Genomic DNA, 17,478 nt, shown 5'->3' with positions numbered 1-17,478 from the left:
CGATGGAGCGGCCAGCAGCTTTCGAAGCGCTTCGATGCTCATTCGACCCGGGGGTGGGTGTCAAGAGACCAAGGCGCAACAGATCCGTTTCCTCCCTGTCATATCCAGTGTGGGAACTCGCCGCTCCGGTCCCTTGCGCCCCCGAGGAATTGTGGAGATGACTCTTGTGCGCCCCCACGGGTTCACTTAACCTCGCAGCAACATCGAAGCGCTTCGACTCCAGAGGGAACGCCCCGCGTGCTCACAGCCCTCCGATGTCCCTGCTTCAGCACAGCCAGTTCCACTCAAGACACCGCAGCCGACGGCTCCCGCCGTGTGTCCTGGTGTGCGCCACTGAAGGGTTGACGCAATGACGCCGAACTCCGCCACCTCCGCCCCCAGCCGGAGAAACTTCCTCGCCTCCACGGCGGTCGCCGCCGCCGCGGTGGCCGGAGGCGTGCCGCTGCTGTCCGCCTGCGGCGGCTCGCAGCCGGGCAGCAAGGACGGCACCACCTCGGGCAAGGACGCCGCGAAGATCGTCCCGGCGTACGTGGCCTCGACCGTCGTGGCACCCGACATCCCGGCGAAGAACGGCTCGGCGGCGGGCTTCACCAAGGCGATCCCCACGGCCGACCTGAAGACCTCGGTGACGGAGAAGCTCGGCAGCGGCGGCAGGCTGAAGATCATGTCCCCGTTCTGGGGCACCCCGCCGAAGAACGACAACCCGTACTACAAGGCCATGAACAAGGCCATCGGCGTCGAGGTCACCTGGCAGAACCAGGACGGCGTCACCTACGACGAGAAGCTCGGCGCGGTTCTCGCCTCCAGCGACATCCCCGACGTCGTGGTGGTGCCCGGCTGGAACCTCAACGGCAAGATCCCCAGCGCCATCAACGCCAAGTTCGCAGACCTCGGCCCCTACCTGTCCGGCGACAAGGTCAAGGACTACCCGAACCTCGCCGCCGTCCCCACCGAGGCCTGGCAGCGCGGCATCTTCGGCGGTCAGCTCCGCGCGATCCCGATGCCCGCCTCGTACGTGATCGACGTCGCGCCCCTGTACCGCAAGGACGTCTTCGACAAGAAGGGCTACAGCGTCCCGAAGAGCCCCGACGAGTTCCTGTCCTGGGCGAAGGAGGCCACCGACGCCAAGTCGAAGGTCTGGGCCTGCGACGACATGAAGTGGTCGGCGTTCAACATCTTCGGCGTCACGCCGGGCAGCGACAAGGCGCTGTGGTGGAACATGGTCGACGGCAAGCTGGTCAACCGCATCGAGACCGAGGAGTATCTCGAAGCTCTCGAGTGGACGCGCAAGCTCTACGCGGCCAAGGTCGTCCACCCGGACGCGGTCTCCGGCAAGGCCGGCGGCATGGCGGGCAACCGCCTCACCGCCGGGGAGGTGCTGGTCTACAACAACAACATCTCCGACTGGTGGGGCAAGATGTCCGAACAGCACGCCCAGAACCCCGAGTTCGAGATCGCCGCGTTCGACTACTTCGGCCCCGACGGCGGCGACCCCCAGTTGTGGGCGGTCCAGCCGGCCAACATCTTCGCCTTCATCAGCAAGAAGGCCACCAAGCAGCAGGTCAAGGACTTCCTCGCCGTCTGCAACTTCTGTGCCGCGCCGTTCGGCACCAAGGAGTTCATGCTGACCATGTACGGCGTCGAGGGCACGGACTACGAGGTGAAGAAGGGCCTGCCGGTCAAGACGACCCAGGGCGTCAACGAGGTCAACGGCGCCTTCGACTACACCGGCAACCCCGCCCCGTTCGTCGCCTACACCGACTTTCCCGACGTCACCCGGGGCATGGTCGAGTGGCAGCAGCGCATGGGTGCCTTCACCAGAAAGACCTCCTTCTTCGGGCTGACCGTCACCGAGCCCAACCGCTGGGCCAACCTGGCCGACAGCTTCGAGCAGCTGGAGGACGACGTCGTGCGTGGCCGCAAGAAGATCAGCGACATGCAGCAGGCCGTGTCCGACTGGAAGAGCAAGGGCGGCGACGACCTGCGCGACTGGTACAAGAAGCTGCTCGACGACACCGGTTCGGCCAAGTGACCCGGGACTGAGGCAAGGAGAAGGCCGTGTCCCACAGCACGGTGCCTCGGAGTGCGGCCGAGGCGAAGACCCCCGCGAACAGCCCGGCGGCGTCCGGCGACGCCTCCCGGGCAGGGGCCGCACCCCGCTCCGGTGACCGGAAACGGCCGGGCAGGCTGAGCTTCCGGCTGAGATTCAAGCGGGACCGCACGCTGCTCCTGATGACGCTGCCGACGGTGCTGCTGCTCCTGGTCTTCAACTACATACCGATCCTCGGCAATGTGGTCGCCTTCCAGGACTACGACCCGTACCTCAGCGAGAACGGCTTCGTCGCCATCTTCCAGAGCCCCTGGGTCGGCTTCCAGCAGTTCGAGCGGATCTTCGCGGACTCGGCCTTCTGGCACGCGGTGCAGAACACCTTCGTGCTGTTCTTCCTGCAGCTGGTGCTGTTCTTCCCGGTGCCGATCCTGCTCGCGCTGCTCATCAACAGCGTGGTCAGGCCGCGGGTGCGGGCGATCGCCCAGGCGGTCATGTACCTGCCGCACTTCTTCTCCTGGGTCCTCGTCGTCACCGTCTTCATGCAGATCTTCGGCGGCGCCGGCATCATCGCGCAGACCCTCCGCCGGCACGGCTACGAGGGCATCAACCTGATGACCAACCCGGAGACCTTCAAGTACCTGGTCACGGTCGAGATGATCTGGAAGGACGCCGGCTGGGGCATCATCGTCTTCCTCGCGGCGCTGTCGTCCGTCTCCCACGACCTGTACGAGGCCGCCGCCATGGACGGCGCGGGCCGGTGGCGGCGCATGTGGCACATCACGTTGCCCGCGCTGCGGCCGGTGATCGCCCTCCTGCTGGTGCTGCGCGTCGGTGACGCGCTCACCGTCGGCTTCGAGCAACTGCTGCTCCAGCGGCAGGCCGTGGGAGTCGACGCCTCCGAGGTCCTCGACACCTATGTGTGGTGGAACGGCATCCGCAACCAGGACTTCAGTTACGCCGCCGCCGCGGGCCTCATCAAGGGCGTGGTCGGCCTGGCACTGGTCCTGACCGCCAACAAGGTCGCCCATCTCATGGGTGAGCAGGGGGTGTACAAGAAGTGACCGCCGTCCTCGACACGCCGGCCGGCGAGCAACCGGCCGCCAGGAAGCCGAGTCCCTGGGCCGCCCCGCCCCGTCCCGCCTGGGAGGAGGAGCCGTCCAAGGCCGGCCTGGCGAGCAAGGGCCTGGTCCTCTCCCTCGCCTGCCTGGCGATCCTCTTCCCTCTGTGGATCATCGTCGTCACCAGCCTCCAGTCGAAGAAGACCATCGACGAGGCCGGTGGTCTGGTGGTGATCCCCAAGGGCATCACGTTCGTCGCCTACCAGGAACTCCTCAGCGGCGGCCAGGTCCAGCGCGCCGCCCTGGTCAGCGTCGGCGTGACGGTCGTCGGCACGCTGTTCAGCATGACCGTGTCGGTGCTGTGCGCGTACGGTCTGTCCCGCACCGGCTCACTCGGACACCGCTGGATCCTGATGACGCTGCTCGCGACCATGTTCTTCGGCGCGGGCCTGATCCCTACCTACCTGCTGGTGCAGGCCCTCGGTCTCACCGACACCTACCTCGCGCTGATCCTCCCGAGCGCCGTGAGCGTCTTCAACATCCTCGTTCTGCGCTCGTTCTTCATGGGCATTTCCCCGGAACTCATCGACAGCGCCCGCATCGACGGCGCCGGCGACTGGCGCATCCTGTGGAAGATCGTGATGCCGCTCTCGCGCGCGGTCCTCGCGGTGATCGCCCTCTTCTACGCGGTGGGCTACTGGAGCGCCTGGTTCAACGCGTCGATCTACCTCACCGACCAGGACATGATGCCGCTGCAGAACGTCATGATCCAGCTGGTCCAGAAGCAGGAACGCCCGGTGGGCCTGTCCGCCCAGGTCAACACCGGCCAGCTCTCCTCCCTCGCCCTCCAGATGGCGGTCATGGTGATGGCCCTGCTCCCGGTCGCCGTCCTGTCGCCCTTCGTCCAGAAGCACTTCAAGAAGGGCATGCTCACGGGCGCGGTCAAGGGCTGAGGCCCCCTTCACCGGGTGCCTCCGGGCGTGGCCGCGCCCCGAAAGGGGCGCGGGGAACTGCGCGACCAGCCACATCACCCGCAACCGCCAACGCACCGCACATCCGAGCTCTTGGGCGGCCACGCCTGCCCCCGCACCCGAGAACGAGGTAAGTCATGCGCACCCCCCACCACAGCAGACGCACCGTACTCGCAGGAACCGCAGCCGCCGCCGCACTCACCGCCCTCCCTGCCCCGGGCTCCCTGGCCCACGCGGCGGAAACCCAGCCCGCCGCAGGCGCCCGGTACCGATGGCGCAACGCAGTAATCGGCGGCACCGGCTTCGTCACCGGCGTCCTCTTCCACCCCTCGGTCCGCGGCCTCGCCTACGCCCGTACCGACATCGGCGGCGCCTACCGCTGGGACCACCGCGCCGCGCGCTGGATCCCGCTGCTCGACCACATCGGCTGGGACGACTGGAACCTCCTCGGCGTCGAGGCGATGGCCGTCGACCCGGCCCACCCGAACCGGCTCTACCTCGCCCTCGGCACCTACTCCCAGTCATGGGCGGGCAACGGCGCCGTGCTGCGGTCCGAGGACCGCGGCGCCACCTGGAAGCGCACCGACCTCAGCGTGAAGCTGGGCGCCAACGAGGACGGCCGGGGGACGGGCGAGCGGCTGCTCGTCGACCCGCGCGACAGCGACACCCTGTGGCTGGGCACCCGGCACGACGGTCTCCTGAAGTCGACCGACCGCGGCGCCACCTGGCAGGCGGTGAGCTTCCCCGCCACCCCCAAGGCCACCGGCCAGGGCATCACCCTCCTCGTCGCCGCCGGCCGCACCGTCCACGCCGGCTGGGGCGACTCCGACGGCACCACCCCGAACCTCTACCGCACCGCCGACGGCACCACCTGGGAGGCCGTCCCCGGCCGGCCCACCGGCACCGCCGCCAAGGTCCCGATCCGCGCCGCGTACGACCGGCACACCCGCGAGCTGTACGTGACGTACGCCGACGCGCCCGGCCCCAACGGGCAGTCGACCGGCAGCGTGCACAAGCTGCGCACCACGGACGGCACGTGGGCCGAGGTCACGCCGGTGAAGCCGGGCGGGACCACGGACGACGGCTCTGCCGACAGTTTCGCCTACGGCGGGGTCGCCGTCGACGCCCGTCGCCCCGGCACCGTCGTCGTCTCCACCAACAACCGCTGGGCCGCGATCGACACCGTCTTCCGCTCCACCGACGGCGGCCGCACCTGGACCTCCCTGAAGGACACGGCCGTCTTCGACGTCTCCGAGACCCCGTACCTCACGTGGGGCGAGGACAAGCCCAAGTTCGGCTGGTGGATCCAGGCGCTCGCGCTCGACCCGTTCGACTCCCGGCACGTCGTCTACGGCACGGGCGCGACCCTCTACGGCACCCGCGACCTCAGGCACTGGGCCCCGGAGATCCGCGGCCTTGAGGAGACGTCCGTGCGCCAGCTGATCTCGCCCCCGACCGGCAAGGCGCACCTGCTCAGCGGACTCGGGGACATCGGCGTGATGTACCACGAGCGGCTCACGGCCTCACCGTCGCGCGGCATGGCCTCGAACCCCGTGTTCGGGACGGCGACGGGACTCGCGCAGGCCGCGGACAAGCCGTCGTACGTCGTCCGGACGGGCTTCGGCGACCACGGCAACGGCGCCTACTCGAACGACGGCGGACGGACCTGGGCGCCCTTCGCGTCGCAGCCCGCCATCGCCAAGGACGCCCCGGGGCCGATCGCCACCAACGCCGACGGCACCGTGCTGCTGTGGGCCTTCGTGCACTGGGACGGCACCAAGTACCCGGCCCACCGCTCGGCGGACAACGGCGCCACCTGGTCCGAGGTCTCCTCCTTCCCCAAGGGCGCCACACCGGTCGCAGACCCGGCCGACCCGGCACGCTTCTACGCCTACGACACCGACACGGGAACGCTCCACGCCAGCACGGACGGCGGCCGCTCCTTCACCGCGCGGGCGACCGGACTGCCCTCCGGCGACGCGCAGTTCGAGCTCGTCGCGGCACCGGGACGCTCCGGCGACCTGTGGCTGAGCGTGAAGTGGAACGGGCTGTACCGGTCCACCGACGGCGGAGCTAGCTTCACCAAGGTCACCAGCTGCTGGGCCGCGTACACCCTCGGCTTCGGCAAGGCCGCCGAGGGCGCAGGCTACCCGGCCATCTACATGGTCGGCTCCACCGGGACGATCACGGCCGTGTACCGCTCCGACGACGAGGCGAAGACCTGGGTGCGGATCAACGACGACCAGCACCAGTGGGGCTGGACCGGCGAGACGATCACCGGCGACCCGCGCGTCCACGGCCGGGTCTACGTCGCCACCAACGGGCGCGGCATCCAGTACGGGGAGCCCGTCTGATGCCGGACCTCGGTGCCGCGACCCGCGGCCGGATCCTCTTCGGCGGCGACTACAACCCCGAGCAGTGGCCCGAGGAGACCTGGCACGACGACGTCCGCCTCATGAAGGACGCCGGCGTCAACTCCGTCACCCTCGGCGTCTTCTCCTGGTCGAAGCTGGAACCCCGCCCCGGCGCACGGGAGTTCGGGTGGCTGGACACGCTGATGGACCTGATGCACGCGAACGGCATCGGCGTCGTCCTCGCCACTCCCACCTCCTCGCCCCCGCCGTGGATGGGCCGGCTGCACCCCGACACCCTGCCCGTCACCGAGGACGGCCGCACCGAGTGGTGGGGCGGCCGTCAGCACTTCTCGCACTCCAGCGCCACCTACCGGCGCTACGCCGCCGCCATCACCGAGGACCTGGCCGCCCGCTACGGCGGCCACCCCGCCCTCACGATGTGGCACATCAACAACGAGTACTGCACCTTCGACCACGGGGACGAGGCGGCGGCGGCGTTCCGCCGCTGGCTCCGCGAGAAGTACGGCACGCTCGACGCCCTCAACACCGCCTGGGGCACCGCCTTCTGGAGCCAGGGCTACGACAGCTGGGACGGCATCCTCCCCCCGCGCCTGCCGCACTATCTGAAGAACCCCACCCAGGTCCTGGACTTCCGGCGCTTCACCTCCGACATGCTCCTGGAGTGCTACGCCGCCGAGCGGGACATCGTCCGCCGCCACACCCCGCACCTCCCGGTCACCACCAACTTTATGCCGCTGTGGTTCGGCCAGGACGCCTGGCGCTGGGCCGAGGAGGAGGATGTCGTCTCCGTCGACATCTACGCTGACCCGCGCGACCCGTTCGGCGCGCAGAACGGCGCCCTGGTCCAGGACATGACCCGCTCCCAGGCGGGCGGCGGCCCCTGGATGCTGATGGAACAGGCCGCCGGACCCGTCAACTGGCGCGGCGTCAACCACCCCAAGCCGCCCGGCCTCAACCGCCTCTGGTCCCTCCAGGCCGTGGCCCGCGGCGCCGACGCCGTCTGCTACTTCCAGTGGCGCCAGTCCCGCCAGGGCGCCGAGAAGTTCCACTCCGGCATGGTCAGCCACGCGGGGGAGGAGGGCCGTACGTTCCAGGAGGTCAAGCGGCTCGGCGCCGAACTCGCCAGGGTCGGCGCGGAGGTGACGGGCGCCCACATCACCGCGGACATCGCCCTCCTGCACGACTGGAACTCCTGGTGGGCCGGCGCCCAGGACGGCCGGCTCTCCTCCGAGGTCGACTACCCGCAGGTTCTGCGGTCCTGGCACCGCGCCCTCTGGGAGGCCCACCTCACCACCGCGTTCGCCCACCCCGAGCACGACCTGTCCGCGTACAGGCTCGTCGTCGTACCGCAGTTGTACCTGCTCACCGACGCGGCGATCGAGAACCTCCTCAGGTACGTACGCGGCGGCGGCACCCTGGTCTGCGGCTTCCTGACCGGCGTCGCCGACGAGGACGACCGCGTACGGCCCGGCGGCATGGACGCGCGGCTGCGGGAGCTGTTCGGCATCCGCACACTGCACGAGTGGTGGCCGCTCGACGCGGGGGAGCACGCCGAGTGCGACGGCTTCCGCGGCACCCTGTGGTCCGAGGAACTCGAAGCGGCGGACGCGGACGTGGTCTCCCGCTACAAGGGCGGCGACCTGGACGGTCTGCCGGCCGTGCTGCGCAAGGGCCGCGCCTGGTACGTGTCCACGCTGCCCGAACCCGCCGCGCTGCGTGACCTGCTGGCGGGCGTGGCGGACGGCGCGGGCGTACGGCCCGTGCTCGACGGGCTGCCCGACCAGGTGGAGGCCGTCCGCCGCGGCGAGGTGCTCTTCGTGCTCAACCACGGGCGCGACCCGGTCACGGTCGACGTGCCGGGAACCCATCGCGACCTGCTGTCGGGGACGACGGTCACCGGCTCGCTGGTCCTCGGCCGGTACGGCGTGGCGGTGCTGAGGCCGTGAACGCGCCGACACGCCACACGCGGTGCTGGGCCCCACCCGCACCCACCGCGTCGAACTCCCAACCTCCTCCGGCGCCGGGCGACTCGACCCCGTCGCCGGAGGACACCACCTCCTCACCGTGAGGGCGTGGTAACTCCCCCCGCGATTCCCCCCACCCATGGAAAGGGACACCATGGCAAAGAGAACACTGCGCAGGGTCACCATGGCGGTGCTGGCCCCGGCGATGGCCCTCGGCGCGACCGTCGGTCTCGCCTCCGCCCCCGCCTCGGCCGCCGTCTGGAACTCCTGCGACCAGTGGGGCAACACGAGCCTGAACGGCTACACGCTCTACAACAACATCTGGGGCTCCGGCGCCGGCAGCCAGTGCGTCTGGGCGAACTCCGGCACCAACTGGGGCGTCTGGGCCAACCACCCCAACACCGGTGGCATCAAGTCCTACCCCAACTCCAAGAAGGTGATCAACAAGTCGATCACCTCGCTCACGTCGCTCAGCAGCAACTACAACGTCACGGTCCCGTCCTCGGGCGCGTACAACACGTCGTACGACATCTGGGACACGGACTACGACTACGAGATCATGCTGTGGGTCAACTACAACGGAGCCGTCGGCCCGCTCGGCACCTCGCAGGGCTCGGTCACCCTCGGCGGCCACACCTGGAACGTGTACAAGGGCAACAACGGCGCCAACGAGGTGTTCTCGTTCCTGCGTACCTCGGACTCCAGCTCCGGCACCGTCAACATCCTGCCGATCCTCAAGTGGATCAAGGACACCAAGGGCTGGATGGGCAACGAGACCATCGGCGACGTCCAGTTCGGCTTCGAGATCACGTCCTCGTCCGGCGGCCTGGACTTCCGGACCAACAACCTGACCGTCAGCGGCAGCTGATCCCGCGGTCCCGGACCGGCGCCGTGTCCCCCACGCGGCGCCGGGCCCGGGCCCACGAACCCAGCGTCAGCGAGGCCTGCACGGGCAGGTGATCGCTGGGGAACCGCCCGTTCAGCGAGAAGGTGTAGATCAAGGCGTCGTGCACGGTGACGCCCGGCGTGCCGAGGATCCAGTCGATGCGGTCACCGCCGGGTGTCAGCGGCCGGTAGCCGTGGAAGGTCGCGTAGAGCTCGCCGCGCTGGGCCGCCGTGTCCAACACACGTAGAACTGCCGGTCGCCGTCGGCCGGATCACGGAAGCCCACCCACGTCACCATCCGGATGGAGCCGCCGCCCCAGGTGTTCGATCCGATCACTGAACCGCGTGCCCGGACGAGCCGGCGCTCGCCCACGAGGGGCCCGGCTCAGGTCTGCTGCTCGTACCGGAGGTTGGCGTATCGTCGGGCGGCGATGTCCTCCCGAGAGCCCACGATCAGGTTCAGGGTGGGCACCTCGTAGTCGATCGCCTGCCCGGCCATTTGCGCGAAGAGTACGAGGTCACCCTCGTCCGGCGCCATGTCCCAAGGGTTGGAGAACCCGCCGATCTGGACGCAGACGCCGGGGCGGGTACCGCCGGAGGCCATGTCAAGGACGGCTTCCTCGAAACGCTTCAGCATGTCCTCGTCTCCATCGCCGTCCAAGAAGGCGCGGGTCTCCGGGGCCTCGTGCCAGTCGCTGTCGAGTGTGAGTCCGACCACTGGATACAGGGCGCACGGTTCGTAGACCCTGACCTGCATGGCCTCCCCGTAGAGTTCGTACGTGGCGGCGTGCTCCGTGGTCCGTGCTCCGGCAGGGACGTGGAGCACCACGGACGACTCCGGCGGGTACTCGATATCTGTGAAGAACAACAGGTGCCCGTCGACGGGCAGTTCGATGTCCAGGACGTCGCGGGGCAGGGCCGCGCAGTCGACGGTCAGCACGAGCGGCTTTTTCCCCTCGGGCCAGCCCACCCCGTCCGGCAACGAGGGAAGCCCGCCCGTGCGTGCGGCCGGCCGGCAGTTCTCCCGCCGGGACGGCGGAACTTCCTCGTACCGCACCAGGTAGAGACACGGCCTGCACCGGGCAATCAGCTCCTGAGCCACAGGGCCGGGAATGCCGTGCTTGCTGGCCGCCTCGTGGACGAGCCACTCGTCGATCGACGTCATGCCCGCGATCGTGCCACAGCCACTGACAAGCACGCCGTCCCCAGCGATCACGCACAGCTCGTTACGTTCAACACAGTGATCAACGACCCAGAACACCTACCGTTTCGGATCAAGGGTCGCGGTGTCGAGTATCCCTGCGACATCGGTGAGTGTCGCGGCCGAGGCACCTTTGAGGCAGACATGGGCGTCGACAGGGAATGACGCCTCGTCAGAATGCGACGTCCATCCCCGTCGGACCAGCTCCTGATCCCCTCCCAGTGACCGGCAGCCCTCGCCGGGGCTGGAGTACGGGCTGGGCTCGACTTTCGTCCCCGAGTCTATGGCTTTTGGACGTTCCGTCTGCCGGAAGGAGATCAGCGCCTCTCCTTCCGCGAGAGTGGACAGGGGTGCGCAGTCATACTCACCAACAGTCGTCGGCGGGCAGGACTTCGTCGCCCCCAAGGGCCGGTTGGCGACGAAGACAGTGGGCGTACTCCGCCGGTCCGCCTGGTCACGCACATACCAGTCGTGGGGCAGGGCGAGGCCGAGTGTTCCGTCCGAGAGGTTGATCCGGCGCTCCTCGGAAGAGGGGGAGGCGACTTGAGTCGGGGGAGACGTGTGCCCCCCGAACAGCTGTGAGCTGAGGGCGCCGTAGAGCAAGGCAATCGCCGTCACACCGGTCACGGTTGCCCCGACCGCCTTACGACGCCGGCTGCGCGCCACCACCCGCCGGCGGACCTGGCGCATACGGTCTGGCGGTGCCTGCAGAAGCGGCACGGTGCGTTCGAGGAGTTCGCGCAACTGCTGCTCCTGCGAGTCCTTCCCGTCAGTGTTGTGCACCCTGCTCACCGTCCTCCCCGTGAGTGTTCAAGGCCGGCACGCCGCGCAGCGCATGCAGTGCCTTGGTGGCCTGGCTCTTGACCGTGCCCGGTCGGCAACCCAGCATCCTGGCCGTCTCCTCGATGCTCAGGTCCTCGAAGTAGCGCAGAACGACCACCGCGCGCTGCCGGGTCGGCAGCGCACGAACCGCAGCAGCGAGCGAATGCTGCAGGTCGACGTCCGCGAACACGTCCGAGGCGGCGGACTCGGGCAGTTCCCCGTGCGGAACCTCGCCGCGCCAGCGTCGCTGCCACCACGACGAGAAGGTGTTGACCAAGGCCTTGCGGGCGTACGCCTCCGGGTTGTCCTCAGCGATCCGGGGCCATTTGGGCCACATCTTGGCCAGTACCGTCTGCACCAGGTCCTCCGCCAGGTGGGCATCGCCGGTCAGCAGCCACGCCGCGCGAAGCAGCCGTGGACCGCGTGCGGTCACGAACTCCTCGAAGTCCGACGGCGAATCCCTCACCGCCACTGACGTCCCGTCACCGTCACGCGCCTGCCTCCCTCGTTGAGCCTTGACGCGGTCGGCCGGTGGGAGAGGCGAGCCGGTCGCCTCGGCGTGGGCAAGTGCCTGGGCGCCTTGCGCCAGCCACACTGCGACTCGTCCTGCTCCGCCTGCGCCGAGCGCTTTCGGTCTGCGGAGGATGGCGGTGCCGGTCAGTTCGCTCCTCACGCCTGCACGCTCGCCACGGTGGGGGCGATCAGTGACCGCAATGTCGCCACGCCCCGCGAGACGAGCGACGATACGGTCCCCCGGGCGCAGTTCAGGTTTTCGGCGACCTGGCCTTCCGACAGGTCGCAGTAGTGCCGTAGCACCACGGCTGTCCGTTGCCGCAGCGGTAGGTGGACCAGGGCGGCTTCCAGCCGAACGCGGTCTTCCACCAAGACGGCCGCGTCGGCCGTCGCCGCGAGATCCGGCAGTTTCTCCGTAGGCCGCTCGCCCCGCCAGCATCGCTTGGCCGCTCGTGCGGCCGAACGCATCAGTATCCGCCGGGCGTAAGCCTCCGGCGCTCCGTCTCCGAGTCGCGGCCAGGCCAGCCACAGCTTGACGAGTGCTTCCTGCAGCAGATCCTCGGCCGCGTGACGGTCCCCGCCCGCCAACGAGCCCGCGTAGCCCAGGAGCGCCGACCGGCGGGCCTTCACGAAATCGTCAAACGCTCGTTCCGGTGCACTTCTCATCTGCATGCGCTGCGCCCTTCCACTGTGCTTCGCCGGTCGGGGGTGCGGCCCTCGCCGCGTGTCCACAGCCTTGTAACCGGGTGGGGACGGGGTACGGCCGCCTGGACCGCGCGAACTGTGGCGCGCATCACATGAGGAACGTGCAGGGAACGAGCACGGCCAGTGCCTTTTCCATGGCGCGGTGGCGTTACGGCGTCGACAACACAAGCCCGACGCGAGAACCCCTCCGGCCCCCGGATGCGGGCAGCGACAGTCGGGCACCGCCTGTGCGATTCGGGCGGCACCCGACCGAGCGCAGACGACCCACGCGACGGGTGACCGGAAGTACCGGTCTCCCGGCCCGGCAGCGTCGAACCACCGCACGACAGCTCCCCACCGAAGGACAAGTGATCACCTTGCGGTTCCGCACTATCTGGATGGTGCTCGCGGCAGCGAGCATGCTGTCCCTGCCGGCATGCAGCCAGAGCGACTCCGACACATCCCCTTCCGCCGCAAGCGACGAAGGGAACGCCCAGAGCGGAGGCGGCCCGTCGGCCGCGCCGGCCGGGGCGCTGACCATCCCTGAGGACGCCGACCCGGACACGAAGAACCACTACCTCACCGAGAACGCCATAGCCGCCTGCATGAAGAAGCGGGGGTTCACCTACACGCCGGATCCCGGCTCCACGCAGAACGAGGCGAGCTCGTCGATCGACGGGGCGGACTACGCACTGGCGAAGAAGTACCGGCAGAAGTACGGATTCGGTATCTACTCGAGCGCCGTCTACCCCAACGATCCGGCGGCACCCGGCCCCGCCGAGAACAAGGACCCCAATGCCTCCTACCGCGATTCCCTGCCCACAGCCCAGCAGGGGGAGTACGACAAGGCGTTGGGGGCGCCGGGTGCAGCCCAGGACAACGGCAGGTACGAGGGTCCCGCCAAGGGCAGCTGCAGCGCGGAAGCCTTCCTGAAGGTGTATGGCCCGGCCAAGTCGGCGGCGGAGCAGGAGCGGGAGAACGCGAAGCGGGCAGAGCGCGACAGGCAGGCTGGGCAGGCTCTCAACGGTGACCAGCAACTCGTCTCCCTCGCCCAGGAGTACGCCTCCTGTCTGCGCAAGGCCGGCATCACGGTCAGCACGACTCAGCCAACCAGCATCGGCGACACGGTGAAGTTCCAGGTGAGCGCCGAGATTCCGCCGGACGCCCAGCCGCTGGGCAAGGAAGAGGCGATGCCGAAGCTCACCCGCGAGATCGACCTCGCACTGAAGGACCTCGAGTGCGGCAAGGACTTCAGGGCCGCGTACTGGCCCAAGTACAAGAAGAACCCCTTCGTCGGGAACAACGGGTGAAGCGCGACACGAAGCGCCAGAGCAGTCGTACGAAGCGCCAGAGCAGTCCTACGAAGCGACTGGGCGTGATCGTCGGCGTGGTCGCCCTGGTCGGGGCGGGCGGCTGGCTCGCCGGCACCCGGATGGAGTCGCCCGCAGACGCCGCGGCCGCGCACCAGCCGCCCGAGGCGGGTCCGGTGACCGTCCCCGTGGAGCAGCGGGCGCTGATCGCCACTGTGGTGGCCCAGGGAAGCCTGGAGTACGGCTCTCCGATGAGTCTCACCCTGGCCGGCACCGTCGGCGCCTCCGAGGAGGGCGGCGAGGGCGATGCCGCGGTCCAGCGGGTCACCAAGGTGCCCACCCGCGGAAGCGAACTCAAGGAGGGCGGTGTCCTCATGCAGGTGAGCGGCAGGCCGGTGATGGTGCTGCGCGGATCGGTACCGATGTACCGGACCATCGGCCCCGGTTCGTCGGGGGACGACGTCAGACAGCTGCAGAGCGCCCTGAACAGGCTGGGCTTCACCACTGGCGGCGTCACAGGGACCTACGGACAGGGCACCGCGTCCGCGGTCAGCCGCTGGTACCGCAGCAGGGGGTATGCGGCGCAGGAGCCCAGCACCGCCGACCGGCAGGAGCTGGGACAACTCGAGTCCGCGGTGTCCGACGCACAGCTCGCGCTGCTCGCCGCCCAGGGCTCCGGCGAGGGAGCACAGGGCGACGGCGGGTCCGGATCAGAGTCGGCTGAGGCGCGGGCCTTGCAGATCAAGTCGGCGAAGAAACAGCTCGAGCTGGCGAACTCCGCTCTGAGCGCCTTCAAGTCCACCTACGGAACCAAGGTTCCGGCAGGAGAGGTGATCTTCCTGCCGAAGCTTCCGGTCCGGGTCGACAAGACCAAGGTGCGCGCCGGCAACGCTCCGGACGGGGAAGTCGCCACCGTGACGAGCTCCGACGTCGTGGTGGAGGCGGTCGTGCCCGGCACGGACGCCGGTTCGCTGAGAAAGGGGATGACGGTGCAGGTCACAACACCGGACGGCAAGGAAGCCAAGGGTGTCCTCAGCGAGATCGGTGGTTCGGGCGCAGGGCCGGAGGGTTCCGCGGAGAACGCCGGGACCGGTGGGGAGGCCGAGGCAGCCGAGGGTTCCGGTGGGGAGGCATCCGCGCCTGTGCCACTGAGGATCTCCATTCCGAAACCCGGCCCGCTGGCAGACGCCGGGGCGGGCGGCGCGGCGACGGTGACCATCAAGGTGGGCGACTCGGACGGCAAGGTCCTGGCCGTGCCTGTCGCCGCGATCCAGACCTCGGTCGGTGGTCAGGCGCGCGTGCGCGTCCAGCGGGGCAAGCAGGTGGTGGGTGTCGATGTCGACCTCGGAATCTCCGCCGACGGGCTCGTCGCGGTGAAGGCAGAGGGCAGCGCACTCAAAGAGGGCGACCTCGTGGTGGTCGGCCTGTGACCGAACCACTCGCACACGGTGACACGCCGGAAGAAGGCGACGTCATCAAGCTGACCGGGGTCAATCGCACCTTCGACTCGGATCCGCCCGTGCACGCACTGCGTGAGGTGAACCTGACGGTCCGGCGAGGGGAGCACCTGTCGATTGTCGGGCCGTCAGGTTCCGGGAAGTCCACCCTGCTGAACACGTTGGGGCTGCTGGACAGGCCCAACTCGGGCGACTACTGGCTCGACGGAGTGAAGACCGGCACCCTCCCCGACCGTCAGCGCACCGCGCTGCGCGGAAGCCGTATCGGCTTCGTCTTCCAGTCCTTCCACCTGCTTCCCTACCGGACTGTGGAAGAGAACGTCATGCTGGCGGAGATCTACCGCAAGCCCCGCCCGGGCAGGGGGCGTCGAAGCCGCGGCGAACGGGCCAGAGCGGCCCTGGACCGGGTGGGGCTGTCACACCGGCACGGCTTCAAGCCCGATCGCCTGTCCGGCGGTGAACGCCAGCGCGTGGCCATCGCCCGGGCTCTGATGAGCGAACCGGCTCTTCTGCTGTGTGACGAACCCACCGGCAACCTCGACAGCGAGAACACCCTCTCGGTCCTGGAGCTCTTCGACCAGCTCTGCGCCCAGGGCATGACGCTGGTCCTGATCACCCATGACGACGCGGTCAGCAGGCGTGCGAGCAGGCGCGTACGCATCAGTGACGGGCGGCTCAGCCAGGAGGCCGTATGAAGACCCGTCACCGTACCGTTGCTCCGGACCCGGGGCCGGCCGAATTCCGCCAGAAGCAGCTGACCGGGCCACAGCGCGGTCGGCGTCCACGGCTACGCTCTGCTGAGGGGCTGGGCACCAAGGGAGCCGAGCGTCCCTGGATCTCTCCCAGGGACCTGGGGGCGGAGGCGCTGTCGGGTGTACTGGCCCGCCCGGTCCGGTCCGCACTCACTACTCTGGGCACGGTGCTGGGCATCGGCACGCTGGTCATCACGATCGGGGTGGCGTCGACGGCCGCCAACCAGATCGTGGGCCGGTTCGACGCCCTCACTGCCACCTCGGTCACGGTGGTGGCGCCGCCTCCACCCCCATCGTCCGACGCCGTCCCGCTGGTGGACTGGCGGGGTGTCGACGCCGTGGACCGGCTGGCCGGGGTGGAGTCGTCCGCCGCGCTCGCAGAGTCCGACAAGACGGCTGCCGTGCAGGTGCGCGCCAACGATGTGGTCACACCCGGTGGCGTCTCCGGCCAGACGCTGGCTGTCGTCGCCGCCTCGTCGTCCCTGCCCGCGGCGGTGCGAGGCGACGTCACCGCAGGCCGGTTCTACGACACCGGAGACATCGACCGGCACGACCGGGTGGCGGTACTCGGAGACCAGGCCGCTCGCGTCCTCGGCATCAAAGGCGTGGAGGACGCGCCCGCGGTCTTCTTCAACGGACACTCCTTCACCGTGATCGGAATCCTCGGCGGATTCAAGCGTGAACAGCGCCTTTCCACCTCGGTGATCCTGCCTCCCACAACAGCGAAGGACCGCCTCGGCCTGGATCTGGTGAACCGTGTCCTGATCAACACCTCACTCGGTGCCGCGCAGCAGGTCGCCAGGCAGTCACCCATGGCTCTCTCGCCCAACAACGCGAAGGCGCTCACCGTGCTCGCGCCGCCCGATCTGTCGAAGGCCCGCAAAGGCGTTCAGGGTGATGTCAACGGCCTGTTCCTGGTGCTCGGACTGGTGTCGCTGATCGTGGGTGCCATCGGTATCGCCAACGTCACGCTGGTGACCGTGATGGAACGGGTCGGGGAGATCGGGCTACGGCGCGCCCTGGGCGCGTCGCGTCGGCAGATCGCCGGGCAGTTCCTCATGGAGTCGACCACGATCGGCCTGCTGGGCGGCGTCATCGGCGCCGCCCTGGGCATGGTCGTCGTGGTGTCCGTATCGGCGCTCAAGGACTGGACTCCCGTACTGGACGGCCGACTCGCCCTCGGCGCGCCGGTCGCCGGAGCACTGGTCGGACTGCTGGCGGGGGTGTACCCGTCGCTACGGGCTTCCCGAATGGAACCCGTCGAGGCGTTGCGCGCCCCGTCCTGAGCGCCGGTTCGAAGTCCCACGGTGTCTGGGCCCCAAGAGTCCACGGCTCAGGCGCTGAAGGGCCTGGTCGGCACATGGGCAGACCGCGCCTCACGCGGCACCTTCAGGGAGCCTCCGCCGCTGCACGATCTGGACCGACCCCGGACCGGA

General features: G+C 69.1%; 14 protein-coding genes and 1 pseudogene. 10 read left to right on the top strand and 5 right to left on the bottom strand.

What is annotated here, in order from left to right:
- Nucleotides 1-349: 349 nt before the first annotated feature.
- The 6 genes from ACZ49J_RS17600 to ACZ49J_RS17575 all read left to right on the top strand — a co-directional run bounded on the left by ACZ49J_RS17600 (nucleotide 350) and on the right by ACZ49J_RS17575 (nucleotide 9,286).
- On the top strand, nucleotides 350-2,032 hold the full coding sequence (locus tag ACZ49J_RS17600; protein WP_467448992.1) for an extracellular solute-binding protein: 1,683 nt from the start codon (nucleotides 350-352) through the stop codon (nucleotides 2,030-2,032).
- 26 nt (nucleotides 2,033-2,058) lie between these two features.
- Complete coding sequence (locus ACZ49J_RS17595; protein ID WP_467448989.1) at nucleotides 2,059-3,111, top strand: ABC transporter permease; 1,053 nt, start codon at nucleotides 2,059-2,061, stop codon at nucleotides 3,109-3,111.
- Nucleotides 3,108-4,061 carry a carbohydrate ABC transporter permease gene (locus ACZ49J_RS17590; protein WP_467448987.1) on the top strand — a complete coding sequence of 318 codons (954 nt, stop codon included), beginning with the start codon at nucleotides 3,108-3,110 and terminating at the stop codon, nucleotides 4,059-4,061. Before ACZ49J_RS17595 ends, ACZ49J_RS17590 begins: the two co-directional genes overlap by 4 nt.
- A gap of 155 nt (nucleotides 4,062-4,216) precedes the next feature.
- Nucleotides 4,217-6,433 (top strand): 1,4-beta-glucanase, encoded by a 2,217-nt coding sequence (locus ACZ49J_RS17585; protein ID WP_467448985.1) that lies wholly within the window; start codon nucleotides 4,217-4,219, stop codon nucleotides 6,431-6,433.
- Complete coding sequence (locus tag ACZ49J_RS17580) at nucleotides 6,433-8,400, top strand: beta-galactosidase (protein WP_467448983.1); 1,968 nt, start codon at nucleotides 6,433-6,435, stop codon at nucleotides 8,398-8,400. The genes ACZ49J_RS17585 and ACZ49J_RS17580 overlap by 1 nt, the downstream gene beginning before the upstream one ends.
- Nucleotides 8,401-8,572: 172 nt before the next feature.
- On the top strand, nucleotides 8,573-9,286 hold the full coding sequence (locus ACZ49J_RS17575; protein WP_467448982.1) for a glycoside hydrolase family 12 protein: 714 nt from the start codon (nucleotides 8,573-8,575) through the stop codon (nucleotides 9,284-9,286).
- A gap of 58 nt (nucleotides 9,287-9,344) precedes the next feature.
- Here the strand turns inward: ACZ49J_RS17575 and ACZ49J_RS17570 are convergent.
- The 5 genes and pseudogenes from ACZ49J_RS17570 to ACZ49J_RS17550 all read right to left on the bottom strand — a co-directional run.
- Nucleotides 9,345-9,640, bottom strand: a pseudogene (locus ACZ49J_RS17570) (exonuclease/endonuclease/phosphatase family protein); the annotation flags it as partial.
- Between the two features lie 48 nt (nucleotides 9,641-9,688).
- Complete coding sequence (locus tag ACZ49J_RS17565) at nucleotides 9,689-10,468, bottom strand: DUF1963 domain-containing protein (protein ID WP_467448979.1); 780 nt, start codon at nucleotides 10,466-10,468, stop codon at nucleotides 9,689-9,691.
- Nucleotides 10,469-10,564: 96 nt separating this feature from the next.
- The gene (locus ACZ49J_RS17560; protein ID WP_467448978.1) at nucleotides 10,565-11,287 is read right to left on the bottom strand and encodes a hypothetical protein; all 723 of its coding nucleotides are present in this window, start codon (nucleotides 11,285-11,287) and stop codon (nucleotides 10,565-10,567) included.
- Nucleotides 11,274-11,792 (bottom strand): SigE family RNA polymerase sigma factor, encoded by a 519-nt coding sequence (locus ACZ49J_RS17555; RefSeq protein WP_467449317.1) that lies wholly within the window; start codon nucleotides 11,790-11,792, stop codon nucleotides 11,274-11,276. Before ACZ49J_RS17555 ends, ACZ49J_RS17560 begins: the two co-directional genes overlap by 14 nt.
- Nucleotides 11,793-11,995: 203 nt before the next feature.
- Entirely contained in the window at nucleotides 11,996-12,505 is a 510-nt protein-coding gene (locus ACZ49J_RS17550) for a SigE family RNA polymerase sigma factor (RefSeq protein ID WP_467449316.1), read from the bottom strand.
- Between the two features lie 395 nt (nucleotides 12,506-12,900).
- Between ACZ49J_RS17550 and ACZ49J_RS17545 the strand changes: the two genes are divergently transcribed.
- The 4 genes from ACZ49J_RS17545 to ACZ49J_RS17530 are packed head-to-tail and all read left to right on the top strand — an operon-like array spanning nucleotide 12,901 to nucleotide 17,328.
- Nucleotides 12,901-13,833, top strand: coding sequence for a hypothetical protein (locus ACZ49J_RS17545; RefSeq protein WP_467448976.1), 933 nt, complete (start codon nucleotides 12,901-12,903; stop codon nucleotides 13,831-13,833).
- Nucleotides 13,830-15,263, top strand: a complete 1,434-nt coding sequence (locus ACZ49J_RS17540) for a peptidoglycan-binding protein (protein ID WP_467448975.1) — start codon at nucleotides 13,830-13,832, stop codon at nucleotides 15,261-15,263. Before ACZ49J_RS17545 ends, ACZ49J_RS17540 begins: the two co-directional genes overlap by 4 nt.
- Nucleotides 15,260-15,985 carry an ABC transporter ATP-binding protein gene (locus ACZ49J_RS17535; RefSeq protein ID WP_467448974.1) on the top strand — a complete coding sequence of 242 codons (726 nt, stop codon included), beginning with the start codon at nucleotides 15,260-15,262 and terminating at the stop codon, nucleotides 15,983-15,985. Before ACZ49J_RS17540 ends, ACZ49J_RS17535 begins: the two co-directional genes overlap by 4 nt.
- Nucleotides 15,982-17,328, top strand: coding sequence for an ABC transporter permease (locus ACZ49J_RS17530; protein WP_467448973.1), 1,347 nt, complete (start codon nucleotides 15,982-15,984; stop codon nucleotides 17,326-17,328). The genes ACZ49J_RS17535 and ACZ49J_RS17530 overlap by 4 nt, the downstream gene beginning before the upstream one ends.
- Nucleotides 17,329-17,478 lie beyond the last annotated feature (150 nt).

It is taken from the genome of Streptomyces sp. NPDC030840 (genome assembly GCF_055572015.1).
The sequence above is the reverse complement of the archived record's forward strand: the minus strand, read 5'-3'. Positions and strand labels throughout refer to the sequence as shown.

Coding starts and splice junctions, on each gene's coding strand:
- ACZ49J_RS17585 (WP_467448985.1), top strand. CDS start 4,217: ATGCGCACCCCCCACCACAGCAGACGCACCGTACTCGCAGGAACCGCA.
- ACZ49J_RS17575 (WP_467448982.1), top strand. CDS start 8,573: ATGGCAAAGAGAACACTGCGCAGGGTCACCATGGCGGTGCTGGCCCCG.
- ACZ49J_RS17550 (WP_467449316.1), bottom strand. CDS start 12,505: ATGAGAAGTGCACCGGAACGAGCGTTTGACGATTTCGTGAAGGCCCGC.
- ACZ49J_RS17600 (WP_467448992.1), top strand. CDS start 350: ATGACGCCGAACTCCGCCACCTCCGCCCCCAGCCGGAGAAACTTCCTC.
- ACZ49J_RS17580 (WP_467448983.1), top strand. CDS start 6,433: ATGCCGGACCTCGGTGCCGCGACCCGCGGCCGGATCCTCTTCGGCGGC.
- ACZ49J_RS17565 (WP_467448979.1), bottom strand. CDS start 10,468: ATGACGTCGATCGACGAGTGGCTCGTCCACGAGGCGGCCAGCAAGCAC.
- ACZ49J_RS17530 (WP_467448973.1), top strand. CDS start 15,982: ATGAAGACCCGTCACCGTACCGTTGCTCCGGACCCGGGGCCGGCCGAA.